General features: G+C 71.4%; 27 protein-coding genes and 1 pseudogene. 16 read left to right on the top strand and 12 right to left on the bottom strand.

Going from position 1 to position 24886, the window contains the following annotated elements; translation table 11 throughout:
* Positions 1-160: 160 nt before the first annotated feature.
* Positions 161-1093, bottom strand: coding sequence for an NADP-dependent oxidoreductase (locus MILUP08_RS20705; protein ID WP_007461170.1), 933 nt, complete (start codon positions 1091-1093; stop codon positions 161-163).
* A gap of 225 nt (positions 1094-1318) precedes the next feature.
* Between MILUP08_RS20705 and MILUP08_RS20710 the strand changes: the two genes are divergently transcribed.
* Positions 1319-1792, top strand: a complete 474-nt coding sequence (locus MILUP08_RS20710) for a MarR family winged helix-turn-helix transcriptional regulator (protein WP_007461172.1) — start codon at positions 1319-1321, stop codon at positions 1790-1792.
* 177 nt (positions 1793-1969) lie between these two features.
* On the opposite strand, the gene MILUP08_RS20715 is transcribed toward MILUP08_RS20710, so the two are convergent.
* From MILUP08_RS20715 to MILUP08_RS20740, 6 genes and pseudogenes are all read right to left on the bottom strand, one after another.
* On the bottom strand, positions 1970-2695 hold the full coding sequence (locus tag MILUP08_RS20715) for an urease accessory protein UreD (RefSeq protein WP_007461175.1): 726 nt from the start codon (positions 2693-2695) through the stop codon (positions 1970-1972).
* A complete protein-coding gene (gene ureG / locus MILUP08_RS20720) occupies positions 2695-3474 on the bottom strand; it encodes an urease accessory protein UreG (RefSeq protein ID WP_007461177.1) in 780 nt (259 codons plus the stop codon). The genes MILUP08_RS20715 and ureG overlap by 1 nt, the downstream gene beginning before the upstream one ends.
* Positions 3464-4167 (bottom strand): annotated as a pseudogene (locus MILUP08_RS37445) (urease accessory protein UreF). Before MILUP08_RS37445 ends, ureG begins: the two are co-directional and overlap by 11 nt.
* Entirely contained in the window at positions 4167-5870 is a 1704-nt protein-coding gene (locus MILUP08_RS20730) for an urease subunit alpha (RefSeq protein ID WP_007461183.1), read from the bottom strand. The pseudogene MILUP08_RS37445 and the gene MILUP08_RS20730 overlap by 1 nt, the downstream one beginning before the upstream one ends.
* Entirely contained in the window at positions 5867-6310 is a 444-nt protein-coding gene (locus MILUP08_RS20735; protein ID WP_007461186.1) for an urease subunit beta, read from the bottom strand. The genes MILUP08_RS20730 and MILUP08_RS20735 overlap by 4 nt, the downstream gene beginning before the upstream one ends.
* Complete coding sequence (locus MILUP08_RS20740; protein ID WP_007461188.1) at positions 6307-6609, bottom strand: urease subunit gamma; 303 nt, start codon at positions 6607-6609, stop codon at positions 6307-6309. The genes MILUP08_RS20735 and MILUP08_RS20740 overlap by 4 nt, the downstream gene beginning before the upstream one ends.
* Before the next feature lie 415 nt (positions 6610-7024).
* Here MILUP08_RS20740 and MILUP08_RS20745 point away from each other — a divergent pair, with 415 nt between their 5' ends.
* On the top strand, positions 7025-7858 hold the full coding sequence (locus MILUP08_RS20745; RefSeq protein WP_007461192.1) for a hypothetical protein: 834 nt from the start codon (positions 7025-7027) through the stop codon (positions 7856-7858).
* 98 nt (positions 7859-7956) lie between these two features.
* Here MILUP08_RS20745 and MILUP08_RS20750 read toward each other — a convergent pair whose 3' ends face one another.
* The gene (locus tag MILUP08_RS20750) at positions 7957-9351 is read right to left on the bottom strand and encodes a hypothetical protein (protein WP_007461194.1); all 1395 of its coding nucleotides are present in this window, start codon (positions 9349-9351) and stop codon (positions 7957-7959) included.
* Between the two features lie 96 nt (positions 9352-9447).
* Entirely contained in the window at positions 9448-10635 is a 1188-nt protein-coding gene (locus tag MILUP08_RS20755; protein ID WP_007461196.1) for an LLM class flavin-dependent oxidoreductase, read from the bottom strand.
* Between the two features lie 191 nt (positions 10636-10826).
* On the opposite strand from MILUP08_RS20755, the gene MILUP08_RS20760 reads away from it, so the two are divergent.
* The 6 genes from MILUP08_RS20760 to MILUP08_RS20785 are packed head-to-tail and all read left to right on the top strand — an operon-like array spanning position 10827 to position 16445.
* A complete protein-coding gene (locus MILUP08_RS20760) occupies positions 10827-11804 on the top strand; it encodes an aliphatic sulfonate ABC transporter substrate-binding protein (protein WP_007461198.1) in 978 nt (325 codons plus the stop codon).
* Positions 11801-12634 carry an ABC transporter permease gene (locus tag MILUP08_RS20765; RefSeq protein WP_007461201.1) on the top strand — a complete coding sequence of 278 codons (834 nt, stop codon included), beginning with the start codon at positions 11801-11803 and terminating at the stop codon, positions 12632-12634. The genes MILUP08_RS20760 and MILUP08_RS20765 overlap by 4 nt, the downstream gene beginning before the upstream one ends.
* Positions 12607-13338, top strand: a complete 732-nt coding sequence (locus MILUP08_RS20770) for an ABC transporter ATP-binding protein (RefSeq protein ID WP_007461203.1) — start codon at positions 12607-12609, stop codon at positions 13336-13338. Before MILUP08_RS20765 ends, MILUP08_RS20770 begins: the two co-directional genes overlap by 28 nt.
* 15 nt (positions 13339-13353) lie before the next feature.
* Complete coding sequence (locus MILUP08_RS20775; RefSeq protein WP_007461205.1) at positions 13354-14760, top strand: selenium-binding family protein; 1407 nt, start codon at positions 13354-13356, stop codon at positions 14758-14760.
* Positions 14757-15386, top strand: a complete 630-nt coding sequence (locus MILUP08_RS20780; protein WP_007461208.1) for a hypothetical protein — start codon at positions 14757-14759, stop codon at positions 15384-15386. The genes MILUP08_RS20775 and MILUP08_RS20780 overlap by 4 nt, the downstream gene beginning before the upstream one ends.
* Positions 15387-15428: 42 nt before the next feature.
* Positions 15429-16445: a methyltransferase gene (locus MILUP08_RS20785; RefSeq protein ID WP_007461210.1), complete on the top strand. Its 1017-nt coding sequence runs from the start codon at positions 15429-15431 to the stop codon at positions 16443-16445.
* 84 nt (positions 16446-16529) lie between these two features.
* Here MILUP08_RS20785 and MILUP08_RS20790 read toward each other — a convergent pair whose 3' ends face one another.
* Complete coding sequence (locus MILUP08_RS20790; RefSeq protein ID WP_007461212.1) at positions 16530-17381, bottom strand: alpha/beta fold hydrolase; 852 nt, start codon at positions 17379-17381, stop codon at positions 16530-16532.
* Positions 17382-17559: 178 nt separating this feature from the next.
* Between MILUP08_RS20790 and MILUP08_RS20795 the strand changes: the two genes are divergently transcribed.
* The 6 genes from MILUP08_RS20795 (at position 17560) to MILUP08_RS20820 (ending at position 20922) form a co-directional block, all read left to right on the top strand.
* The gene (locus tag MILUP08_RS20795) at positions 17560-17871 is read left to right on the top strand and encodes a hypothetical protein (protein WP_007461214.1); all 312 of its coding nucleotides are present in this window, start codon (positions 17560-17562) and stop codon (positions 17869-17871) included.
* On the top strand, positions 17865-18149 hold the full coding sequence (locus MILUP08_RS20800) for a hypothetical protein (protein WP_007461217.1): 285 nt from the start codon (positions 17865-17867) through the stop codon (positions 18147-18149). Before MILUP08_RS20795 ends, MILUP08_RS20800 begins: the two co-directional genes overlap by 7 nt.
* Positions 18150-18216: 67 nt before the next feature.
* Positions 18217-19083: a metallophosphoesterase family protein gene (locus tag MILUP08_RS20805; protein ID WP_007461219.1), complete on the top strand. Its 867-nt coding sequence runs from the start codon at positions 18217-18219 to the stop codon at positions 19081-19083.
* A 98-nt stretch (positions 19084-19181) separates the two neighbouring features.
* A complete protein-coding gene (locus MILUP08_RS20810) occupies positions 19182-19541 on the top strand; it encodes a hypothetical protein (RefSeq protein WP_144056977.1) in 360 nt (119 codons plus the stop codon).
* A gap of 9 nt (positions 19542-19550) precedes the next feature.
* Positions 19551-20645: a hypothetical protein gene (locus tag MILUP08_RS20815; protein ID WP_007461223.1), complete on the top strand. Its 1095-nt coding sequence runs from the start codon at positions 19551-19553 to the stop codon at positions 20643-20645.
* Between the two features lie 4 nt (positions 20646-20649).
* Positions 20650-20922 carry a hypothetical protein gene (locus tag MILUP08_RS20820; protein WP_007461225.1) on the top strand — a complete coding sequence of 91 codons (273 nt, stop codon included), beginning with the start codon at positions 20650-20652 and terminating at the stop codon, positions 20920-20922.
* Between the two features lie 123 nt (positions 20923-21045).
* On the opposite strand, the gene MILUP08_RS20825 is transcribed toward MILUP08_RS20820, so the two are convergent.
* Together MILUP08_RS20825 and MILUP08_RS36005 are read right to left on the bottom strand one after the other, a co-directional pair.
* Complete coding sequence (locus MILUP08_RS20825; protein ID WP_039908472.1) at positions 21046-22302, bottom strand: helix-turn-helix domain-containing protein; 1257 nt, start codon at positions 22300-22302, stop codon at positions 21046-21048.
* Entirely contained in the window at positions 22289-22450 is a 162-nt protein-coding gene (locus tag MILUP08_RS36005) for a hypothetical protein (RefSeq protein ID WP_007461228.1), read from the bottom strand. The genes MILUP08_RS20825 and MILUP08_RS36005 overlap by 14 nt, the downstream gene beginning before the upstream one ends.
* A 221-nt stretch (positions 22451-22671) precedes the next feature.
* Here MILUP08_RS36005 and MILUP08_RS20830 point away from each other — a divergent pair, with 221 nt between their 5' ends.
* Positions 22672-24030, top strand: a complete 1359-nt coding sequence (locus MILUP08_RS20830; RefSeq protein ID WP_007461230.1) for an NsdA family TPR-like regulatory protein — start codon at positions 22672-22674, stop codon at positions 24028-24030.
* Positions 24031-24069: 39 nt separating this feature from the next.
* Positions 24070-24603, top strand: coding sequence for an NUDIX domain-containing protein (locus tag MILUP08_RS20835; RefSeq protein ID WP_007461232.1), 534 nt, complete (start codon positions 24070-24072; stop codon positions 24601-24603).
* Positions 24604-24886: the final 283 nt, after the last annotated feature.

Below are 24886 nucleotides of genomic sequence, written 5' to 3' on the forward strand. Positions count from 1 at the left end.
GCACACCCTCTCGAGGATAAGAAGCCGCAGGACCGTCAGGTGCGGGGATGCGCGAACGGGGCAGACTCCCACGATCGTGCGGCTCCGACCGGCGGGGCTGCTCCGGATACCTCGGTGTCCACCACCGAAGAGGGGCTTCGATGGTGGACGCGGCGTGGCGTCAGACGACGATGACCGTTTTGCCGAGCAGCTTGCCGTTGCCTGCATCCTGGTGGATGGTCGGCAGTTCCTCCAGCGGTCGGCGGTCGGCGATGTGCAGCTTGAGTACGCCGTTGTCGATGCGGGAGACGAGGTCGGCCAGGTGGGAGGCGTCGGGGCCGACCCACACGCCGGCCGTGCGTACCGAGCGTGTCTCGTCGGCCGGCACCGGGCCGGCGGAGCTGACGACGATGCCGCCGTCGGCCACGTAGGGGGTCAGCTTCGCGAGGTCCTCGGGAGCCAGGCGTACGTGGTTCACCACCACGTCGAAGGGGCCACCGACAGGGGCCGGGCCTGCGTCGAGGTCCAGCGGGTCGACGACCTTCTCCGCACCGTAGCCGTTCAGGCGGTCGGCATGCTGGAGGCCGTCGACGGCGGTCACCTTCGCGCCGGCTTCGACGGCGAGCTGGACCACGATGCTTCCCACCGCACCGCCTGCCCCGTTGACGAGAACCGTCTGGCCGGTCTTGATCCCGGCGAGCTCGACGGCTGCTTGGCGAGCCGCCAGCCCGGTCAGGGGTAGTGCGGCGGCGTCGGTCAGAGGAATGCTGCGGGGCGCGGCGGTCACCAGGTCGGCGGCCACGACCGCGTACTCGGCGGCTCCGCCGTGCTCGTGCAGCGGGAACATGGCGATGATCGGGTCGCCGACCTGCAGTCCGCTGACTCCGTCGCCGAGCTCGGCAACGGTGCCCGCGACGTCGAGGCCGGGGGTGATCGGCAGCGGGGTGGGGATCATCTCAGCGAGGACACCCAGCCGGATGTGGTCGTCGACGGGGTTGAACGAGGTGGCCACCACCTTCACCAGCACTTGGCCGGCACCGGGGACCGGACGCTCCACCTCCTCCTGGCGCAGGACCTCGGTACTGCCGAACTCGTGGTAGCGAATCGCCTTCACTGCACTCTCCTCATGGTTTCGGGGTGTCGGATACGTGGCGAACGGGGGTATCTAGGGACGCCGCGCCGCCGCCACACTTGCCTGGGCAACTGTGAACGAGTGTGCTTGACTTGCCTAGGCAAGTCAAGGTGCGTGGCATCACAGCGGCTGGCCGGCGTCAGTGCCTGCCTCTGAGCAGCGAAAGGCATCTGGGTGCCAGGTTGCCCAGTCAAGTAAGCTGCGGGTATGACCGGCACCCCTCAATGGCTCGACGACGAGCAGCAGAAGCTGTGGCAGGACTTGCGCACCGTGGTCGTCGGGCTGCCCACGCTGCTGGACCGCCAGTTGCAGCGGGACGAGGGCATCTCGAACTTCGAGTACAGCGTGATGGCTCGGCTGTCCATGACCGAGGCGCACACGATGCGGCTGAGTGACCTGGCCGCGCAGTGCGACAGCACGCAACCACGGCTGTCCAAGCTGATGGTCCGTTTCGAGCAGCAGGGGTGGGTCACCCGGTGCCCTGACCCGGACAACGGCCGGTACACCCTCGCGACCCTGACTGACGCCGGACTGCGTAAAGTCGAGGACAGCGCCCCAGCTCACGTCGAGCGGGTCAGGCAACTGGTGTTCGACCCACTCAGCGCTGCACAGCAACGCCACCTCGGCGCCGCGCTCTCCCGCGTCGCCGCTCTGGTACGCGAGCAACTCGACGGCCGGTGAACGACGCCCACCGAACTGAGCTCGACACCTCAGCGGGGTCCCCAGGTTTCCGTCTCAGCTACGGCGATACAAGCGGTCGGTATGGCGGAACGGTACGACCCTCGGCATCCTCATCTGCCGCGATCCGCGCACGTACCTCCGCTCCGCGGTAACCAGGGGATCGGCTGTCGGACTCGATCACTTCTCGCACACGGTGAGGTGGGCGCGCAGGGTGTGCGCGTCGGGGGCGGTGGCGGTCCACAGGGTCGCCGGGCCACCGGCGAGCGGGAGTCGGGCGACGGTGCCCTCGACGCTCGCCGGTGGAGCCGGGCCCGACGGGTCGACCACCAGCAACGAGCCGGTGGCCGGGGCCCCACCGAGCACGGCGGGGCCGGCCCAGCCGGGTGCCTGCGGTCCCACTGCCAGCGATTGGCGCAGCAGCGGCAGGCCGTCGTAGTCGACCTGGGTGTGCACGACGGCACTGCCGGGCGCCTCGCCGTACCGGCCGCAGATCAATTCGTCCCGCCAGCTCAGCCTCGCCCCGGCGGCCAGCTCGATCCGGGATTCGGCGAGGTGGGCGCAGCCGGCCGCGGCGACCAGTTGCTCGGGCAGCCAGTGCAGTGCCGCGCCGTCGTGCACCACCGCCCGCACCGCCATCCGCGACACCGCGCCGGGTCGGCCCGGCAGGGCCACCGACGCGGCGACGCTGTGCACCCGTACCGCCGCTCCCGGCCCCACGTCGATCTCCAGGCGGAGATCGTCGCCGGCGAGCGGGCCGGCGGCCCCGCCCACGACGTGTACTGTCGCGACGCCGCCGTCGCCCGGCGTCTGCCGTAGCAGCAGCGGCGTCTCGCCGTGCAGCTCGGTCAGGACCGTGCCGCCCCGGCCGTCGGCGCGGGCCACCAGCCGGGCGAACGCTCGCATCAGGCCGGGCCGGCCGGCGCGGCGACGGGGTGCAGGGCCGCGTGGTGGGCCAACTCGTGCCGGATCCAGTCGGCGACCCCACCCGCCGTCGGGTCGCCGACAATCGACAGGAAGAGGGTCGGGAGGTCGCCGCGGCGGGCCCGCGCGTCCCGGTCCATCACCGCGAGGTCGGCGCCCACCATGGGCGCCAGATCGGTCTTGTTGATCACGAGAAGGTCCGCGGACGTCACCCCGGGCCCGCCCTTGCGCGGCACCTTGTCCCCGCCGGCCACGTCGACCACGAAGATCTGCCGGTCGACCAGGCCCCGGCTGAACGTGGCGGTCAGATTGTCCCCGCCGCTCTCCACCAGCACCAGGTCCAGCGGACCGAGCGCCTCGGCAAGCTCGTCCACGGCGTCGAGGTTGGCGCCGATGTCGTCGCGGATGGCGGTGTGCGGGCAGCAGCCGGTCTCCACCGCGCGGATCCGGCTCGGGTCCAGGACACCGGCCCGCTTGAGGAAGTCGGCGTCCTCGGTCGTGTAGATGTCGTTGGTGACCACGCCGAGCCGCAACTCGTCGGCGAACGCCCGGCAGAGGGCGGCCACCAGGGCGGTCTTACCGGAGCCGACCGGTCCGCCGATGCCGACCCGCAGCGCCCGGCCCGACCGCGCCAGCGGCGGGTGCGGGTCCACCCCGGGTTCGGGATGGGTGTGCGGAACTGTCTCGTCGTGCGGCGGCGTCGGCCCGGCAGCGGGCACAGCGGCGGGTACAGCGGTCGGCTCAACAGTGTCAGGACGCAAAGAGACGCACCTCCCAGGTGGCGTGGGCTTCGGCATGAATGTCGGCGAGCGGGGCGGCGGCGGCCGGCAGCCGCTCGGGTGGATCGTCGGCGGCGCGCGCCGCGTCGGCGGCGGTGCCGTCGCAGAGGTCGGCGAGACCGACCAGCAGGGCCTGGACCTGGTACGGGTCGAGGCCGAGCAGGCGTACGCCCGCACTGGCCGCACCGGTCACCGTCCCGTAGGCGGCGACCGTGGCGGTCTCGGTGCGGCTCAACCCGGCGGTGGCGCAGAGCAGTCCGAGCACCAGCGGCTGGTGCGCTCCCCCGGGTGTGGCGGGCAGGTCACCGAACGGCGCCTGCGGCCAGACGGCCCGTCCGGCGCGCAGCAGCGCCGCCCCTGGCGGCGGGACACCGCGCGCAGCGCCGGGGCGGCGGTCCGCGCGTCCAACTCGGCGTCGAGCTGGGCCAGCGCACGCGACCGTACGCCGGAACCGCCAGGTGCGCCGGCCGGCAGCGCCACCCGGTGCGCCGCCGCCGCGAACGCCGCCCCGACCAGCCCGGCGGTGGTCAGCCGGCCGACCAGGAACGACTCCAACGAGGCCAGGTCGGTGACCCGGCCGGCGGCGACTGCCGCCTCCAGGCCGCCGGAGTGCGCGTGCGCGCCGGCCGGGAAGCGTCCGTCGGCCAGCAACAGGAGCAGGCTCGACGTCGCCATCAGAACAGGAAGTACCGCTGGGCCATCGGCAGCTGGGGCACCGGGTCCGGCTCCACCACCTGGCCGTCGATCCGCACGGTGAACGTGTCCGGGTCCACCTCGATGTGCGGCATCGCATCGTTCTCCGGCAGGTCGGCCTTGCCCCGGGACCGCACGTCGGCGACCGGCACGACCCGCCGCCGCACGTCCAGGCGCAGACCGGCCTCCAGGGCGGCCGGAGCCACGAACGTCAGACTGGTGGCGGCCGCCGCGGCGCCGTACGCCCCGAACATCGGCCGCGGCAGCATCGGCTGCGGCGTCGGGATCGACGCGTTGGCGTCACCCATCTGGGCGTACGCGATCATGCCGCCCTTGAGCACGAGGTGCGGTCGTACGCCGAAGAACGCCGGGTCCCAGAGCACCAGGTCGGCGAGCTTGCCCGGCTCGACCGAGCCGATCTCCCGTTCCAGCCCGTTGGCCATCGCCGCGCAGATCGTGTACTTCGCCACGTACCGCCGCGCGCGGTGGTTGTCGGCCGCGCCGTCGCCCGGTAGCGCGCCCACCCGCTCCTTCATGACGTGGGCGCTCTGCCAGGTCCGCAGGATCACCTCGCCCACCCGGCCCATCGCCTGCGCGTCGGAGCCGATGATGGAGATCGCGCCGAGGTCGTGCAGCAGGTCCTCGGCAGCCATCGTGGACGGTCGGATCCGGCTCTCGGCGAAGGCCAGGTCCTCCGGCACGGACGGATTGAGATGGTGACAGACCATCAGCATGTCCAGGTGCTCGGCGAGGGTGTTCCGGGTGTACGGGCGGGTCGGGTTGGTCGACGACGGCAGCACGTTCGGCTCGCTGGCCACCGTGATGATGTCCGGCGCGTGCCCGCCTCCCGCACCCTCGGTGTGGTACGAGTGGATCGCCCGTCCACCGATCGCGCGCAGCGTGTCGGCCACGAACCCGGCCTCGTTGAGGGTGTCGGTGTGGATCGACACCTGCACCCCGGAGGCGTCCGCCACCCGCAGGCAGGCGTCGATCGCCGCCGGGGTGGTGCCCCAGTCCTCGTGCAGTTTGAAACCGCCCGCGCCGGCCCGTAGCTGCTCCCAGAGCGCCTCGGTGGAGACCGTGTTGCCCTTGCCGAGCAGCAGCACGTTTACCGGCATCGTGTCCAGCGCCTCGTGCATCCGGGCCAGGTGCCAGGCGTTCGGGGTGACAGTGGTGGCCCGGGTGCCCTCGGCCGGCCCGGTACCGCCGCCGACGAGCGTGGTGATGCCGCTGGCGAGCGCCTCGGTGACGATCTGCGGGCAGATGAAGTGCACGTGGGTGTCGACCGCGCCGGCGGTGAGGATCCGGCCGTTGCCGGCGATCACCTCGGTGGCCGGGCCGATGACCAGGTCGGGGTGCACGCCGGGCATGGTGTCCGGGTTGCCGGCCCGTCCGAGGGCGACGATCCGTCCGTCCCGCAGCCCCACGTCGGCCTTGACCACCCCCCAGTGGTCGAGCACCACGGCGCCGGTGATGACGGTGTCGAGGGCTCCTTCGGCACGGGTGGCCCGCGACTGCCCCATCGACTCGCGGATCACCTTCCCACCGCCGAAGACGGCCTCGTCGCCGCCGACGCAGTGGTCGGTCTCCACCTCGACCAGCAGGCTCGTGTCGGCCAGCCGGATGCGGTCGCCGGTGGTCGGTCCGTACAGGTCGATGTAGCGGTCCCGCCGCACGGCGCTCACCGCGCCGGCCCGTCGGTCGCCGCCGCGCCGATCGGCGGCACGTCGCTCGCCAGCGCATTGGTCGTCGGCGCGTCGCTCGCCGGCGGCGCGTCCGTCGCCGCGGGGTCGGTCGGCGGCGTGGCCGGGGCTGCCTCGTCGAGCGGTCCGGCGCACTCCCCGCGCAGGCCCGGCACGATGCGCGCGCCGCCGAGCGGGACCAGGTCCACGCTGCGGCTGACGCCCGGCTCGAAACGGACCGAGGTCCCGGCCGGTACGGCGAGGCGCTGCCCCCAGGCGGCACCCCGGTCGAAGGCCAGGGCCGGGTTGGTCTCGGCGAAGTGGTAGTGCGAGCCCACCTGCACCGGCCGGTCGGCGGTGTTGACCACGACCAGTGTGGTCACCGGCCGACCCACGTTGATCTCGACCGGGCCGGCCGCCGGCAGGATCTCTCCGGGGATCACGGGATCGGGTGGTGCACCGTCACGAGCTTGGTGCCGTCCGGGAACGTCGCCTCCACCTGCACCTCCCTCAGCAGCTCGGGGATGCCGTCCTGGACGTCGTCGCGGCCGAGCACGGTCCGGCCGGCCGACATGAGGTCGACCACCGACCGGCCGTCACGGGCACCTTCGAGCAGGAAGGCCGTGATCATCGCGACGGCTTCGGGATAGTTGAGGCGCAGGCCGCGTTCGCGGCGGCGCCGGGCGACATCGGCCGCGACGTGGACGAGCAGGCGGTCCTGCTCGTGCGGGCTGAGGAACACGGGACTCTCCGGTGGTGATCGGCGTGCCCGGCTCGCCGTCGGCTCCGCAGGGAGCCGCGCCGGGCAGCAGTCACCCGGGGTACGAGCTGGAGTCACACGGCCGCCGGAACCGCCGCCGACGGGCTGGCCCGGGACTCCACCATCCCGGCCCGCACGACGGGCATCCGGCGGTGTCCGGTCGGATGCGGACCGCACCGCCCACCGCTTCAGCAGACCGTAGAGGATCGTCACGGGCCGGGGCAACAGTCCGTTCGGGATCAGCGGCGACGCCATGGCCCGTCGGATAACCGACTCCCCCTCCGCGCATCCTCGCGGTGCGCGACACCTGGCGTACGAGCGCGGCGATGGGATCATGGCGGGGCGGGTCGTCCGAACCATCCGCGAAGTCGTGTGACATCCACAGTGGAGGTATCCGTTGGGAGAGTCGGCCACGCCGCCCGCAACAAGCAGCGGCAGCGGCAGCGGCAGCGGCAGCGGCAGCGGCGATCATCGGATCCGGACGCTCGCCGTGATCGGCGTGGCGGCCAACGTCCTCGGTGTGGTGACCGCCGTGGAGAGCGTGCTGCGCCGGGACGTGCTGCTGTTCGTCCTCACCCTCACCGCGGTCCTGCTGCTCGCCGGGTTCTGGCTGTGGTACCGCCGGACCCGCCTCGCGATCGCGCTGCTGGTGCTGGGCTGCCTGCTGCTCGGCGGTGTCGTGGCGACCCAGCTCAACCGTCAGTCGACGGCACCGCCCACCGCCGGCTCCTCGACGGCAACGCCGCCGACGTCGGCGGCCACCGCTGCCGCCGCGCCGCTCGGGTCGACGCCCACACCGGCCACCCCGACCCCAGGGGGTACGACGGCGACGGACCCCGACGCGCCCCGCACCCTCGTGGACCAGAGCGTGGTGCTGCCCCGTTTCGCCGCCGTCGACGTCGACCAGCCCGGTCAGCAGGTCGTCGCGAAACACTCCGACGGCCCGACCGACGGGCTGGACCTCTACCACGACTGGGGGCCGGTGAGGGCGGCCAACATCCAGGTCGCCAACGCGCCGAACGTGTACCCGTACTCCGGGGGCAACCCCGCCCAGGCGTACGCGGGCTGCGTCACGTCGGCCACCGGCTCGGCGCGGGACTCGTTCACGGACGGCGCCGACTTCTGCTTCCGTACCTCGGAGGGTCGGCTGGGGTTCGCCACGATCACGAACACCCGGGCGGATCAGGCGTTCGTCGTCCACGTGGTGGTCTGGGACGCCACCGGCGCGTAGCCCGAGCCGGCGCGGCGATCGGTGGCAGTTCAGCAGGGCGGTACGCGGCGTGGCGAGTTGCTCAGCTGCCACCGATCAGGGACGCGCGGCTCGGCGGCTCAGCGCCGGTGGGTGAACGCGCGCCCGGCCAGAGCGAACAGCGACAGGCTGATCGTGGCGACGAACACGCGCATCGTCGGGTCGAAGGTCAGCGCCGGGTCGAGGTCGCGAGAGATGTGCTCGCCGAGGAAGGTCGGCACGGCGCTCCACACCGTGACCGCGAGCAGGAGCAGCGCGGCACTCGCGATGACGGCGGCGAGCAGGCACTGGCGCACGTACCGACCGGACTGCTTGCCGCGTGCCCACAGCCGGGCGATCGCCGACGTCGGCGGCCGGCGCCAACTACCGTGGCGTACCCAGTCATCCTCTTTGTTGTCGAGGGGGAGGCGGTTGACGATCGCCTGGATCAGCAGGTAGGTGCTCAGGAGCAGGCGGACCTTCGATGGATCGCCGAACGCGAACGAGCGCTGCAGCTCGCGCGTCTCCGCGCGGATCCGGCCGGCCCACCCGCGCAGTTGGCGGTCGGTGACGTCGACACCGGTCCGGTGCACGCGATGCCACGCGAACTCGAACCTGGTCGCGGCACGGTCGAGGGCCTGCACGGCAGCACGCCGGTCCTGGGTCACCGGATCCGACTCGACGCAGTCGGCGAACTCCAGGAGAGCGGCGACAAGCGCCAGCTCGGGACGCGTCCACAGGTCCCGTTCGACACGCCACCGGCGCACGACCGGCCAGAGCGCGGCCACGACCAGCCCGGCACCCGCGAACGCGAGCCCCATCAGGACCGGGTACCAGCGAGTCGCGCCGATCGTGGGAACGGTCGACACCGCGACGCACGCCACGGCCAGGGCGGCGCCCCCGATCGCCGCCACCCGGTACGACGTGACGCGGCGAGACACGACAAGTGCCGCCACGACCCCGAGGACGAGGCTCGTGGCGCAGGCCGCCAGCCGGTGGGCCGGTGGTCCGCCGACGATGCCGAACGCCCCGGCGGTGGCCACGGCCGCGCCGAGCAGGAGCGGCAGCCGCTGCGGCGTCCGCGCCGAGCGCGACGCGACGTCCAGCCAGCGCAGTGTGAGCATGGCGCCCCGCACGATGGGCAGCACCGACACCGGGTCATCGTCGACGTGGCCCCAGAACGTGTCGTAGCCCGCGGAGAGACCGCGCCGCCGGAAGTCCTCGCGCTCGTTCCCGCGGGTGGCCCGGGCGGTCACGTCGATCTGTTCACCGTCGGTGACCCACCAGGGCACCGAATTCAGAAAGTCGTCGACCTCAGCCTTGTCGACCGACTCGCTGTCGACCGACTCGCTGTCGACCGGCTCGATGTAGGGGTCCTCGTCGACGAACGCCATGTCGTCGTCGCTGAAGTCCGTCGGTATCGGGTCGGGCCGGCCGCGTCGAGGCAGCGGCCAGCCCTCGGGTTCGGGCGGGTCGGCTGCCCAATCGTCGCCCACGCGATCACCACCAGTCCGCGGATGTGCCTCAGTGGTAGCACCCCACGACAAGTCAGGCGGTGCCCGCCGGGGCAACCTCCGCCACGGGTGGGTCGGTCAGCGGGCCGCGGCGGGTTCCGGCGCCGGGCGAGGTGTCGACGTGCCGGCGAACGGGACGTCGACGTGGTCGGTCGGCCCCGGCCGGCCGTCGGGGTGCCGCCACAATCCGCGTTCCCGCAGGATCGGCAGGACACCCTCGCCGAACCAGTACGCCTCCTCCAGGTGCGGGTAGCCGGAGAGGATGAACTCGTCGATGCCGAGCGCGTGGTACTCGGCGATCCGGTCGGCGATCTCGCGGTGGCTGCCGACGAGGGCGGTGCCCGCGCCGCCCCGGACCAGCCCGACGCCCGCCCACAGGTTGGGCGAGACCTCCAGGCTGTCGCGGGAGCCGCCGTGCAGGTCGAGCATCCGGCGCTGCCCCTCGGACTCGCTGCGGCGCAACCCGTCCTGCACGGCACGGATGTCGGCCTCGGAGATGCCGGTGAGCAGGCGGCGAGCCTGTGCCCACGCCTCGTCGGCGGTGTCCCGGGCGATGACGTGCAGTCGGATGCCGAACCGCAGGGCCCGGCCGGCATCGGCGGCCAGCGCGCGCACCCGGTCCAGTTTGTCGGCGACCTGGGCCGGCGGCTCACCCCAGGTGAGGTAGACGTCGCTGTGCCGCACCGCCACCGGCAGGGCGGCGGCGGACGAGCCGCCGAAGTAGACCGGCGGCGTCGGGTCGGGCAGCCGGTGCAGTCGCGCCTGCTCGACGCGCAGGTGGGCGCCTGTGTAGTCGACCGTCTCACCCCGCCAGAGCGCGCGGACGACGTGCAGGAACTCGTCGGCCCGCGCGTACCGGGTGTCCTTGTCCAGGAAGTCGCCGTACGCCCGCTGCTCCGACGACTCGCCGCCGGTGACCACGTTGAGCAGCAGTCGGCCCCGGGACAGCCGCTGGAACGTCGAGGCCATCTGAGCGGCGAGGGTGGGTGAGGTCAGGCCGGGCCGGAACGCCACCAGGAACTTGAGGCGTTCGGTGACCTCGGTGAGCATCGCCGTGCTCAACCAGGCGTCCTCGCACCACGCGCCGGTGGGGGTGAGCGCGCCGACGAAGCCGAGCTGCTCGGCGGTGCGGGCGATCTGCCCCAGGTAGGCCACGCTGGCCGGACGAGCGCCTCCGGCGGCCCCGGTCGGCACGCCGTGGCCGCCGCCGACGACGTCCCGGCTGTCGCCGTTGGTGGGCAGGAACCAGTGGAAGGTGAGGGTCATCGGGGCTCTTTCCTCCAGTGCGCGGCGGTGCGGGTGCGGGTGGCGCGCGCGGTGAGGCGGGCACCTCCTGAGGGGTGGGACGATCCCGCCGACAGCCTACCCATAAAACCTATCGGGTTAGTAGGCTACCGCCCACGCCACCCCATGCCGGTCGATGCGGCCCGGCACACCTGTCCGACCAAGGAGCCGCCATGCGTACCCCCTCGCCGAGTCATCCCCCGCGCCGCCGCCTGCTGACGGCCGCGTTCACCGCCGTGGTCCTGCTCGCCGCGGCCGCCGTGAGCGCCTGCGGCGATTCCGCCGACGCCGGAGGCTCCGCGGGCAAGCTGCGGATCGGCTACCAGCGCTTCGGAGGGCTGAGCCTGGTCAAGGCGCGCGGCGAGACCCCGGGCGTCGAGTGGTCGCTGTTCGAGAGCGGGCCGGCGCTCACCGAGGCGCTCAAGGCCGGCTCGATCGATATCGGACAGGTCGGCGAGGCCCCACCCGTCTTCGCCGCCGCCGGGAAGATCCCCTTCTCCATCATCGGCACCTCGGCGCCGATCCCGCAGGGAGAGGCGGTGCTGGTCAAGGCCGACAGCGGCTACCGCAGCTTCGCCGACCTCAAGGGGAAGACGATCGCCCTCAACAAGGGCTCCAACGTGCACTGGCTGCTGGTCCGGCTGCTGGAGGCCAACAAGATGACGTTGAAGGACATCCAGGTCAAGTACCTCAAGCCGGCCGAGGGGCGGCCCGCCTTCGACAGTGGGCAGGTCGACGCCTGGGTGATCTGGGACCCGTACTTCGCGCTTGCCGAGCAGCCGGGCGTGCGGGTGCTCGCGGACGCGACAGGCCTGGCCAGCAACCGTGAGTATGTGCTGGCCGCGCCGGACGCGGTCGACAAGCGCTCGGACGACATCCGGGCGTTCCTGCAGCGCTACCGCGAGGTGACCGACTGGGGCATCGCGAACCCGCAGGAGCGGGCCCGCACGCTCGCGCCGGAGCTGAAGATCCCGGAGGACGTCACCAGCCGCGCCCTGGACCGCAGCGCCAAGCCGCTCGCACCGGTCACCCCGGCCATCGGCGACGAACTCCAGGCCATCACGGACAGCTTCATCGCGCTGGAGCTCATTCCGGGCCCGGTCGACATCAGGAGCCGGGTGGACGACCGCTTCAGCGCGGTGTTCCAGTGAGTCGTACACCATTGTTGGAAACGCCGCCGGCGGCCGCGGCCGTCGCGGCGCCCGACCCCCGGCGTCCCCGGCCGGCCCGGCGGTGGCGACGGCTGGTCAGCCCGGTCGTGCTGGTGCTGGGCTGGGAACTGGCCGCCCGCACCGGGTTGCTGGCGCCGGAGAAGCTGCCCGCGCCGAGCGACGTGCTCGCCACCGGCTGGCGACTGTCCCGCGACGGTACGCTCGCCGTCCACCTCCTGGACTCCCTCACCCGGGCCGGCGCGGGCCTGCTCATCGGCGGCGTCCTGGCGCTGGTCCTGGGCACGGTGGCCGGGCTGTTGCGCCTCGGCGACGACCTGGTCGACCCGCCGGTGCAGATGGCCCGGATGCTGCCGCACCTGGGCCTCGTGCCGCTGCTGATCATCTGGGTCGGCATCGGCGAGTCGTTGAAGATCAGCCTGGTGGCCCTGGGCGCGTTCTTCCCCATCTACTTCAACACCTACGCCGGCATCCGGGACATCGACGAACGGTTGGTGGAGGCGGCCCGCGCCTGCGGGCTCGGGCAGGCCGCCCGGCTGCGCCACGTGGTGCTGCCCGGCGCGCTGCCGTCGCTCTTCCTCGGCCTGCGCCTCGCGATCGGGGCGGCCTGGCTCAGCCTCGTCGTCGGCGAGCAGGTGAACGCCCAGACCGGCATCGGCTTTCTGATGATGGAGGCGCGGGAGTTCAGCCAGACCGACGTCGTGGTCCTCGGCCTGCTCGTCTACGCGCTGCTCGGGCTGATATCCGACCTTGCCCTGCGCGTTGCGGAGAGGAGGATGTTGACATGGCGACGCGGACTGCGAGCCAGCTGACCGGCGCAACGCCGGTGCTGACCGCCCACGCGATCCACCGGGCCTTCGGTTCGGCGGTCGTGCTGGCCGGGGTCGACCTGACCATCGCGCGGGGCGAGGTGGTGGCCCTGCTGGGCTCCAGCGGCTCCGGCAAGAGCACCCTCCTGCGGGTCCTCGCCGGCCTGGACGGCGACGCCAGCGGCGAGACAGTCGTGCACGGCACCGCCGCCGTGGTCTTCCAGGAACACCGGCTCCTGCCCTGGAAGCGGGTGGCGGCGAACGTCGGGCTCGGCCTGTCCGGCCCGGACACCGCCGGGCGCATCGACCGGGCGCTGCGGGAGGTCGGGCTGGCCGAGCGGCACCGGGCCTGGCCGGCCGAGCTGTCCGGCGGGCAGGCGCAACGCGTGGCCGTCGCGCGCGCCCTGGTCCGCGAACCGGACCTGCTGCTGCTCGACGAACCGTTCGGTGCCCTGGACGCGCTCACCCGGCTGCGGATGCAGGTGCTGCTGCGCCGGCTGCGCGCCGAGCACGGCTTCGCCGCCCTGCTTGTCACCCACGACGTGGAGGAGGCACTGCTGCTCGCCGACCGGATCCTGCTCCTCGACGAGGGCCACATCGCCGTGGAGCTGCCCGTCGACCTCGGCCCCACCCGTACGCCGGACGACCCGGGCTTCGGCGCGCTGCGCCGCCACCTGCTCGACCGACTCGGCGTTCCCACCACCTGAACGAGCGGAGACCCGATGACCCGCTGGACGCCCGACCCCACCTTCTACCCGTCACCGTCGCAGGCGGCGACCGCTCCGGCGGAGAAGCTCGCCTACGTGGCGGCCTTCGACCGCAGCGCCAGCCGTCCGGACGCCATCGCCGTGCTGGACACCGACCCCGACTCCCCCGACTACGGCCGGGTCGTCGGCTGGACCGACCTGCCGCACCTCGGCGACGAGGTGCACCACTTCGGCTGGAACGCGTGCAGCAACGCGCTCTGCCCGACCGCCCCGCACCCGCACGTCGAGCGGCGCTACCTGATCGTGCCCGGCCTGCGCTCGTCGCGGATCCACGTGCTCGACACCAAGCCCGACCCACGCCAGCCGCAGGTCGTCAAGGTGATCGGGCCGGAGGAGCTGTCGAAGCGGGCCGGCTACTCCCGGCCGCACACCGTGCACTGCGGTCCGGACGGCATCTACCTGTCCGCCCTCGGCGGCGCGGACGGCGCGGAGGGTCCGGGTGGCATCGCGATCCTGGACCACACCACCTTCGACGTCCGCGGGGCGTGGGAGGCCGACCGGGGCCCGCAGTTCCTGGCGTACGACGTGTGGTGGCACCTCACCCAGGACGTGCTGGTCACCAGCGAGTGGGGCACCCCGTCGATGATCGAGGACGGGATCATCGGCGAGCTGCTGCTGGGCCGGCGCTACGGCCACGCCATCCACTTCTGGGACCTCGCGAGACGTCGGCACGTGCAGCGGGTCGACCTGGGTGACCAGTACCAGATGCCGCTGGAACTGCGCCCGGCGCACGATCCGAGGAAGTCGTACGGGTTCGTCGGGGTGGTGATCAGCGTCGAGGACCTGTCCGCCTCGGTCTGGCTGTGGCACCGCGACGGAGACGCCTGGGCGGTCACCAAGGTGATCGACATCCCGGCCGAGCCGGCCGACCCGGCGGATCTGCCCGACCTGCTCAAGCCGTTCGGCGCGGTGCCGCCGCTGGTGACCGACATCGACCTGTCGGTGGACGACCGGTTCCTCTACGTCTCCTGCTGGGGCACGGGCGAGCTGCGCCAGTACGACGTCAGCGACCCGCTGCACCCGGTGCAGACCGGCTCGGTGCACCTCGGCGGGATCGTCCGCCGCACCGCGCACCCGTCCGCACCGGACGAGGCCCTCGCGGGTGGTCCGCAGATGGTCGAGGTGAGCCGGGACGGGCGGCGGGTCTACGTCAGCAACTCCCTCTACGGCGCGTGGGATGACCAGTTCTATCCGGACGGGGTGGGCGCCTGGCTGGCGAAGCTCGACGTCGACGTGGAGGCCGGCGGGCTCACGCCCGACGAGAGGTTCTTCCCGCACGGCGAGGAGTTCCGGGGCCGGCGGGTGCACCAGACCCGCCTGCAGGGCGGGGACGCGTCCTCCGACTCGTACTGCTTTCCGTGAGCGTCGGGACCCTCGCGACGCTCGCGGCGCTCGGCGCGTTCCACGGTCTGAACCCGGCGATGGGCTGGCTGTTCGCGGTGGCCCGGGGCTTGCAGGAACGCGACCGGGCGGCGCTGCTGGGCGCGCTGCCGCCGATCGCGGCGGGGCATCTCGCGTCGGTGGCGATCGTCGCCGCCCTGGTCACCGCGACCAGGTCGGTGACGGCGAGCACCGCCCTGGCGGTGGTCGGCGGTGTGCTGCTTGTCGGCTTCGGGTTGTGGCGGCTGCTCTCCGAGCGGCACTTCCGCTGGGCGGGGATGCGGCTGTCCTCGGCACAGCTCGCCGGTTGGTCGTTCCTCATGTCGTCGGCGCACGGCGCGGGGCTGATGCTGCTGCCGGTGCTTGTCGCCGAGCCGGTGTCCGGAGGTCACTCCGGGCACCTGGCCGCCGCGCCGGTCGGTGCGCTGACCGGGCTGGCCGCGGCGGGTGTGCACACCGTGGCGATGCTCGGCACCGCCCTGGTCGTGGCGGTGCTCGTCTACCAGGTGCTGGGGGTCGGGGTGCTGCGTCGGGCCTGGTTCAACGTCGATCGGCTCTGGGCCGGGGTGCTGGTGGCCGCGGGGTTGGTCACGCTGATCCGGGCGTGATCGTCCATCGTGGAAACGTGTGATGTGTGATCTCATGTCGCCATGGTCACTCCGACTCCGCTCATGCAGCTCGTGGCCGGCGTGTGGGGGTTCAAGACCCTCGCGGCCGGCGTCGACCTCGGTCTGTTCACCCGCCTCGCCGGTGGTCGGACGCTGACTGTCGAGCAGGCGGCGGCCGAGTTCGGGCTGCCCGACCGGCCGGCGGACCTGCTGCTCGCCGCATGCGCCTCGCTCGGCCTGCTGGAGAAGGCCGGTGACGGCTACCGCAACACCGAGTTGGCCGAGCAGTTCCTGGTCGAGGGTCGCCCCTACTACTTCGGCGCCCAGATCCGCTACTCCGACCTGCGCACCTACCTGCCGTGGCACCGCATCGGCGACGCGCTGCGCACCGACCGGCCGTTGACCTGGGACCCCGAGTCACAGCAGTCCATGTTCGACACCGAGGATCCGTTGATGCTGGCGCAGTTCTGGGACGCCATGTATTCGACGTCCAGCTTCACGGCGAGCGCGCTTGCCGACGCGTACGACTTCTCCGCGTACCGTCGGCTGCTCGACGTGGGTGGCGGGGCCGGCGCGTTCCCGATCGAGCTCTGCCGCCGCCTGCCCGAGCTGCGGGCGACGGTCCTGGACCTGCCGCACGTCTGCGTACGGGCGCGGGAGCGGATCGCGGAGGCGGGTCTGACCGATCGGATCGACGCGGTGCCCGGCGACTTCCTCGCCGATCCCGTGTTGCCGGACGGGCACGACGTCATCCTGCTCAGCATGATCCTGCACGACTGGGACGAGCCGACGAACCGGGCGCTGCTGGCCCGCTGTCATGAGGCGTTGCCGCCCGGCGGGGCGGTAGTCGTCTGCGAGCTGCTGCTCAACGACGAGCGCACCGGGCCACCGGAGGCCGCTCTGATGGGCATGAACATGCTTGTCGAGACCGAGGGTGGCCGGAACTACTCGGCCGCCGAGTACGGCGTGTGGCTCACCGACGCCGGGTTCGTCGACGTGCGTACCGTTCCGTTCGACGCCCCCGGGGCAAACGGCGCGGTGGTCGCCCGCCGGCCGTGAAACGCCGACGGCACCCGACCCGGGAAGGGGTCGGGTGCCGCAGCGTCATCGTGACGCTGGCGTCCGATCGGCTACCGGTACTCGTCAGGCGCGAGCCTTGGCCGGCTGCTTCATGAAGTCCATGATCGCCTTGTTGACCTCGTCGGCGTGCGTCCACGGGATGCCGTGCGGCGCGCCCTTGAGCGTCATGAGCGTGCCGGTCGGCATCATCGGCCCGAGCCGCTGACCGGTCACCGGGTACGGCAGCACCCGGTCCTGGTCACCCTGCACGATCAACACCGGAATGTCGATCTTCGGCAGGTCGGGGCGGAAGTCCTCCTGCCAGGCGTTCACGCTGTCGTGGGTGGCCTTGCCGGAGGCCATCGCGCCGATCTGCCAGTGCGCCCGGTACGCCTCTTCGCTCACCCGCTTGCCCATGTTCTGGTCCGGGTTGAAGAACGCGTCGCAGAACGACGTCAGGTACGCGAAGCGGTCCTTGATGATGGCGTCCTGGAAACCCTTGAAGAGCTTCCGGTCGACGCCCTCCGGGTTGTCGTCGGCCTTGGCCAGCATCGGCTGCAAGGGGCTCAGCACCACGGCCCGACTGACACGCTGAGATCCGTAGTTGCCCAGATAGCGGATCACCTCGCCGGTGCCCATCGAGTGGCCCACGAGTGTCACGTCACGCAGGTCCAGTTCGGTCATCAGCACGTCGAGGTCCGCGGCGAACGTGTTGTAGTCGTAGCCGAACGCCGGCTGCGCCGAGTTGCCGTAACCGCGTCGATCGTAGGTGATCGTCCGGTATCCGGCTTCGAGCAGCGCCCTGGTCTCCTTCTCCCACGTTGCCCCGTTGAACGGGAAGCCGTGGATGAGCACCACGGGCTGACCGGATCCGTGGTCCTCGTAGTACAGGTCGATGGGTGCGGAGTTTTCCGTCCCCACGGTGATGAAAGGCATGTTTTTCTCCTGCTCCGGTTCGGGCTGTCGGACGCCCCGCGCTTTCCCGTCGGGTCGCCGGATATGCGGCCGACCACCGCTGCCCAGGTCAGGCCGCATACCCACGCGCAACATCGACATTTATCAACACCTTCGGTATGGTCGCCGGTAGGAAAGTTTCGGCGTACCGGAGGTGGGCATGCTTCGAAGAATCCCCGCGGCGCTGGCCGTCGGAGCGGCAGTGGCCGCCCTGGGCGGCACACCGGCCCAGGCCGACCCGGTGGTGCCACGGCACGCCATCGTGGTCTGCCAGAGTGCCAGCTTCTACGCCAACTACGACTCCGCCGGCGGCCCCACCGGCCTGAAGCGCACCCTCGTCCACGGAAACAAGATCGGTCACACCCCGGGCGCGCACCCGGTCTACAACGGCTGGGCGGCGTCCTTCGACTTCGGCCCGAACGACTGGGGCTACCTGCGCGCCGAGTGCATCGGCGGGTACGACTCATGGTGAGCACCCGGGTGGTCGCCGGCCTGGTGGCCGGGGTCGTCGCCGCGACGCTCGCCGCGCCGACGCCCGCGCTGGCCGCCAACGGCACGATCGGCGAGCGGGAGACGGTGTGCGCCGGCGACCTGTTCGTCCGCACGCAGCCCAACGGCGCCTGGATGGGCACCCTCTACCAGGGTCAGACGTTCCTGGTCGAAGGTCCCCGCAGTGGCGGGTACGTCTACGGCTTCGCCTACGGGCACATCAACCGGCGCGGCTGGGTGCAGGACGGCTGGTTCTGCTGACCGGCAGGCCGGTGCCGTGACCGGATCGGGGTGTACCGATCCGGTCGCGGCGGCCTAGCCTCGATGCGTGAGCCTTTCGCCCCGGCTGCGCGCCGTCAGCGACCTGCACATCAGCTACGCGGAGAACCGCGCCTTCGTCCAGGAGCTACGGCCGGACCACCCCGGCGACTGGCTGCTCGTCGCCGGCGACGTGGCCGACCGCCTCGCCGACATCGAGTGGGCACTTGCACTGCTGAGCAGCCGGTTCGCAAGGGTTGTCTGGGCGCCCGGCAACCACGAGCTGTGGACGCCACCCGGCGACCCGGAGCACCTGCGCGGCGAGACCCGCTACCGCGCGCTCGTGGACCTGTGCCGGCGACTGGGGGTGCTCACGCCGGAGGACCCGTACCCGGTGTGGGACGGCGAGGGCGGCCCAGCCACCATCGCCCCGCTCTTCGTGCTCTACGACTACACGTTCCGGGTGCCGCAGGCCAGCACCAAGGAGGAGTCGCTGGCCCTGGCGTACGCCGCGGGGGTGGTCTGCACGGACGAGGCGCTGCTGCACCCCGACCCCTACCCGAGTCGGGAGGCGTGGTGCGACGCCCGCATCACCGAGACCGAGCGCCGGTTGGCCGAACGTGACCCGGCGCTGCCGACCGTGCTTGTCAACCACTACCCGCTGGTGCGCGAACCCACCGACGTGTTGTGGTTCCCGGAGTTCGCCCAGTGGTGCGGCACCATCCGCACCCGCGACTGGCACCTGCGTTTCGGCGCGTCCACGATGGTCTACGGGCACCTGCACATCCCCCGTACGACGTTCTACGACGGCGTGCGGTTCGAGGAGGTCTCGCTGGGCTATCCCCGCGAGTGGCGGCGGCGCGGCCCGGTCCCCGACCCGGTCCGCACCATCCACCCGGCGGACGACCTACGCCGACGCACATCCGTCCCCGGCTGAGCCCGCCGAGCGCCCCCGCCCCTCGCGCCTATGGGTGAGATTCGCAGGTCCCTTACGCAGGGCAGCGATCGCGTGACTCTCGTTGTATCTTCGGCGGCATGAGTGGGGGCCGGAAGTCTGGTAGCCGTGACAGGCGGCGACAGGTCAGCGTGGAGGAGCGTGCTGCGGCAGAGGAGGCATACCGCGCGTCGGTCTCCCGTTTGCAGCACACCGCCCACCGCAACATGCGACAGACCGTCGCGTACGCCACGGTCTTCGTCGCGGTCATGGCCACGTGGATGATCTTCATCGGTCAGCCCACGCCGACGACCTTCCCGTGGTATGCGATCTCCATCCTCAGTGGCGCGTTCGGCCTGTCCACCTACGTCGTGCGGGAGCCGCGCCCACGGCTCTACGTGCTCGTCGCCGCTGTCGTCCTGGCCGTGGTCGGCGTGACCGGCATCTTCCTCACGGACTAGGCAGCACCGATGACGCTGTCCGTCGAGCCGCAAGCCTTGGTCGGCTTCGCCCGCCAGGTCGACCGCGCGGCCGTCGACGTCCGGGAAATGCGCAGCTACCTCTCCCGCTACGCCGACGTTGCCACCGGTGGGGAGCAGATTGAGATCGCCAAAGCCGCGCACGAGCGGGCGGTGGAGGTCATCGACGCCACCCTCAACCGACTCGCCTGCCTGCTGGAGAACTCTGCCCCCGAGCTGCGGGCCGCCGCCGGCTACTACCGCACCACCGACCTGGCCAACGCGGACCTCCTGGACCGGGCCCTGCCGCCAGCAGACGACCGGTGCGTCACCGCCCTTGAACTGGAACTGGCGAACAATCCCTGCGCTCCGGAGAACTTCGTCGACGTCCGCGACGTCCGCGGCCACCTCGACACCCCGGGCGACCCGGTCAAACCCGCGAACTCGCTGGGCTGGATGGACTACATCAGCCCGGCGAACTGGGTCAACGAGGTCTTCAACCACGTCTTCGGCTTCGACCCCATCGGCAGGGTCCAGAGCCAGGTCTCCGGAGACTGGGAAGCCCTGGCGACGATGGCACCTGTCGTCGACAACATCGGTGGCGCCCTGCACGACCTGGCCTACAACGTCCAGTCCGGCGCCACCACCCTGCATCCCGTCTGGCACGGCGTCGCCGGCGACGGAGCCTTCCGCTACTTCACGACCACCGCCAACGCCACCGCAGACCTCCACATCCCCCTGTCCGCCATCAGTACGGCATACCGAGAGATGGCCGACGCCGTGTGGTCCGCCGGAGAAGCCATCGGCGGCGTCGTCAAGAGCCTCATCGACGGCGCGGTCATCATGGGCGTCGCCGCCGCTGCCGGCACCGTCACCTCGGCAAGCGGGGTCGGCGCGATCGTCGGCTACGGCGTCGCCGCCGCCGAGGTCGCCAACATGTTCCGACTCTGGGGCGAAGCAACCAAACTCTGCCAGCAGATCGCCGCGGCCGTCCTCGCCTTCCGTGCCATCCTCACCCGCGAACTCAGCGGCCTCGACACCGTGGCTCTCCCCGCACTCCCCGACGGCGGGCGCTACGACCACCCCCTCGCCGACGCGACGGCATGAGCACGTGGACGACCTGGACGACATCACCGACGGCGAGGAGAACCGAACCCGAGCTCTCCGCGGAATCCTGGACCAGCTCGCCCACAGCGACAACCCCCTGCTCCGCGAGATGGCGGCTGCGGTCCACGACGGCCAACTCACCCTGCGCCAGGCCGTGACCAGCCCGATCTACGGCGGCGAGCTGACAGCTCCCTTCCAGACCTTCTGGAACGCATACCAGGAGATGACTCCTGAGGAACGCGACGACCTCGCGTCCCGCTTCCGGTCGACGGATTGATGCCTCGTTCCCAGCGTTGGGCTGCCTGGCGGAGATGACCGGCGTGCAGATCCTGTGGCTCGCCGACCACTACGACGGCCCGTTGGATGGTCTGGCACTGCTCGACCGCAGGGCGCGCGTCCGTCAGCGGGTGAGGCCGACCAGCGTCGCCAGTCGCGCCACGCCGGCCGGCGCCGGCTGCGCGCGGGCGACATCGGCGATGAGAGTACGCGCCAACGGCCGACACCGGACCTCAGCGGGCGCGACACTGTCCGCGTCGACCAGGGCACGTGCCGCCCCGCGCAGGTCACCCACCTGGAGGTGGGCCCGCGCGGCGTCGAGCAGGTAGGCGCCCCGATACTCGGCCGGCAACCGCCGCCACCCCTCCCGCCGAACGACGCTGACATGTCGCTGCACCGCCTCGTCGGCGTCACCCCGTTGCGCCGCCACCAGCACCCGCGCCAGCTCGACGGCGACCGGGCCGAAGCTGGTGCGATGCTGATCGTCGTACCCCCGAAGGTGTGCGGCGACGCCCGCGGCCCGGTCGGCCAGCTCGTCGGCGCGGAGGTGCTCGCCGCAGCCGGCGGCGGCCAGGGCGGCCTGGAGCAGCAACGTCCCACCCACCGCCCACTCCCCCGCGCTCCCGATCCCGCCCCCACTTCGGTGATCATGAGGTTGACGGGGGATTTGATCTCTCCACGGCCCGTCAACCTCATGATCACCGGGGCGGGGTGGGGACGCGGCGGTGGGCGACGGGAGGATGCGGTTCGCGGCGGTCAGGGTCGCGGTCAGGGCCAGGCGGTCGCGGCCCGACGCGCGCAGCGCCTGCCCGACCGAGATGGTCGCTGTCACCGCGAGCGTCCTGTCGTCTTTGGCGGCGGTCATCGCCCGGTCGGCGGCCAACCACCCGAGGTCGGACTCACCGAGCTTGACCAGCAAGGCAGAGGTGATCCGGTACGTCTGCACTCGCACCTCCGGTGACCGCGCGCCCTGCACGACATCGAGCAGACTCGGCAACACCCGCACCAACTGCGCGTAGTGCGCATGCTGGTAGGTCAACCAGGCGTACCCGACCTGCCTCCTCGCCTCCTCCGTCGTCTGCGGTGCAGCATCCGGGGTGTCGTAGCGGGCGAGAGCGGCCCGGATGTCGTCCACCCCTTCGAGAGCGCCGACCGGCGGCCTCTGCGGCTGCTGGCCGAGCAGCACCTCCGGGTCGATCCGCAACACGTCGGCGAGCTCCTGGATCACCGGGTACCGGTCCAGGGCGCGCACACCCCGCTCGACCTTGTCGACCCAGCTCTTCGACCTACGGAGACGATCGGCGAGCTGCTGCTGTGTCATCGACCGCCGCACCCGCCAGCGGGCGACCCGGCGGCCGATCGGGAGGTCATCGTTGGTCACGCCGCCACCGCCGGTCCGGGACCGCACGGGTCGTGTCCTCCACCGGTACGCGGTCCGCCTCGGCCTGATCCAGGAGGCGCTGCTTGGCAGCCTCCCGTTCGGCCGCCTCGGCCTGCTCGCCCTTGCTCGCTGTCTCGTCGCCGCGCATGCCACCTCCGTAACCCGGGGCACGGCGCTCAAATTGCGCCGCCACCCACGACTCCTGGGATCAGCGAAGCCCGCTGCTCGAATACGGGCCAGATGGCAAGCGATGCGTGCCGTTGCGCTGCTCAGGACGTGGGTTGCGCGGGGTTGCGCCGGTCCCTATAGGACCGGCTAAGGCCATAGGCTCGTCACTAGTTGTAGTTGACTGATGCCTGGAGGTTGACCATGGCGCGACCGGTGACGAACGCAGCGTTCGAAGGGCTGCTGCTTGCCGCCGGCTACAGCAACGCTCACGCTGCCTTCGCTCGCCAGCTCAATCGCGCTGGCCGCGACCAGGGCACCTGGCGGTATGACGCTGCCAGCGTCTACTGGTGGCTGCGCGGTCGCCGGCCAGGCGAGCACGTGCAGGCTGCCATGGCCGAAACACTTGCCCGCAAACTCGACCGCCCTGTCGCCATCGCAGAGCTGGGATTTGGCACCGTCGACAGCATCGGAACGTGCGTCTACCCGGCGACCGTCGATGGGGCGATCGACAGCGCCGAGCGGATCTGGGCGACGCTGACCAAGCACCTCAATCAGCAAGCCACCGGGGCATTCGACACCGGACAGGCCCTACAAGCGGCGCTCGGGTGGCGGTATGACCTGCCCGACACCTCGGTCAGCAGGAACGGCCGGCAGCAAGTCACCTCCACCGACGTCCAGTCGCTCTACGCGCTGGCGGATCACTTCACCGATCTCGACCGACGTCACGGCAGCGGCTCTCCGCGCACCCGATCGCTGATGGCCGACTTCCTCGTACGCCAGGTCACCCTCATGCTGCACGGCACCTACACCGAAGCCGTGGGACGCGACCTCATGCGCGCAGCCGCGACACTCTGCGGACAGCTCGCTTTCATGTCGTACGACGCCGGAGACCACGCTTCCGCCCAACGACACCTGACCGTCGCCCTGCGACTCGCCAAGGCCGCCGATGACCGCCTGTACGGCGCTCACCTGCTGGCCAACCTCGCCACCCAGGCGGTACACCTTGGCTACTCCCGGGACGCGGCCCTGCTCGCCGAAGCTGCCATCGACGGGGCTGGTCGTGCACCAGCCAGTGTGCTCGCCCGGCTGCACGCCACCGCCGCCACCGCGTACGGGCAGTCAGGCGAACGACGTGCCTGCCAGCTCGCGCTTGCTAGAGCCGAACGGGCGCTCGACCGCACAGGCGTCGACCCCGGCCCGCGCTGGGTCGCCTACTTCAGCCCCGCCCACCTCGCCGGAGCCGCATTGCGGTGCCTGGGTGACCTGCATCTGTACTCGCAGGCACTTCGCCACGCTCCCGACGCCCTCACTCTGGCCAGCGCGAACACTCGGACCCGTGCCCTGCACACCGCGCTCGTCGCCCTGACTCATGCCCGTGCCGGCGACACCGACGCCGCCTGCACCTGGGGCCAGAAGTTGGCACAGCACACTGCGGGCATCCAGTCAGCGCGTGTCCAGCAGCGCGTCCACGAACTCACCGCAACGCTCAGCGCTCAGCAGGCGTCGCCCCAGGTCAACGAAGTTCTGCACACCCTCGCGGCCATGCCAGCAGCCAGATAGAGCCGGAGCCGCCTGGACCCGTCCGATAGCGTCACCGAGGTGACCTGGACGGAGCCCGCAACGTGGTACGCCCACCTGGCGTCCTTCTACGCCGCAGCCGCCGCCTTCATCACCGACCCGGCCGGCAACGTGCTGCTCGTCAAACCCACCTACCGCGACCACTGGGCCTTCCCCGGCGGCTATGTGGACGAGGGCGAATATCCCCACGATGCCTGCGCCCGTGAGATCCGAGAGGAGTTGGGGATCTCGGTGGTGGTGGGCGATCTTCTCGTAGTCGACTGGGCACCGCCCGCCGGGCAGCGACCGCGCGCAATCATCAGCTTCACTTACGACTGCGGCTCCATCGCCCACCTGGTTGGCTTCGACCTGCCAGGAGGGGAGTTGGAGGACGTCGGCTTCTTCTCGCCCCGCGAGGCCGAGCAGCGTCTTCCCAGCAACGTCGCCACGCGAGTTCATGCAGCAATGAGAGCCCGCGATCTACATGCACCGCTGTACCTTGCTGGCGGCTCGGTCGCCCCACTCGCGTCTGTGGATGGAGTAGAGCGCGAAGCGGGCCCTCAGTCGCAGACCTGATGAACGCAACCCATTGAGCATGACATCCGGCCCACCTAAGCTTCGTTGGTGCTCAGCAGCAGCCAGGCAGGAGGATGGGCGCTGTTTCTAGTGCGATGCGGCGGCATCGATGCAAGCCTGCCGGCCTGGCTACTGGTTGCTGCAGCACGGGAAAGCGCTTCGCCGGACGGAGGACGTCGATCAAGATTGCAAGTTTAGCAATTATGGTTCCCCTCTAATGGTTCAGTTAATGCGCCGAGCCCTAGGAGTCTTCCCCTGAAGACGTTACTCTTCGCGCTTGAGC

It is taken from the genome of Micromonospora lupini str. Lupac 08, from assembly GCF_000297395.2.
In the GTDB taxonomy this organism is placed as follows: Bacteria; Actinomycetota; Actinomycetes; order Mycobacteriales; family Micromonosporaceae; genus Micromonospora; species Micromonospora lupini.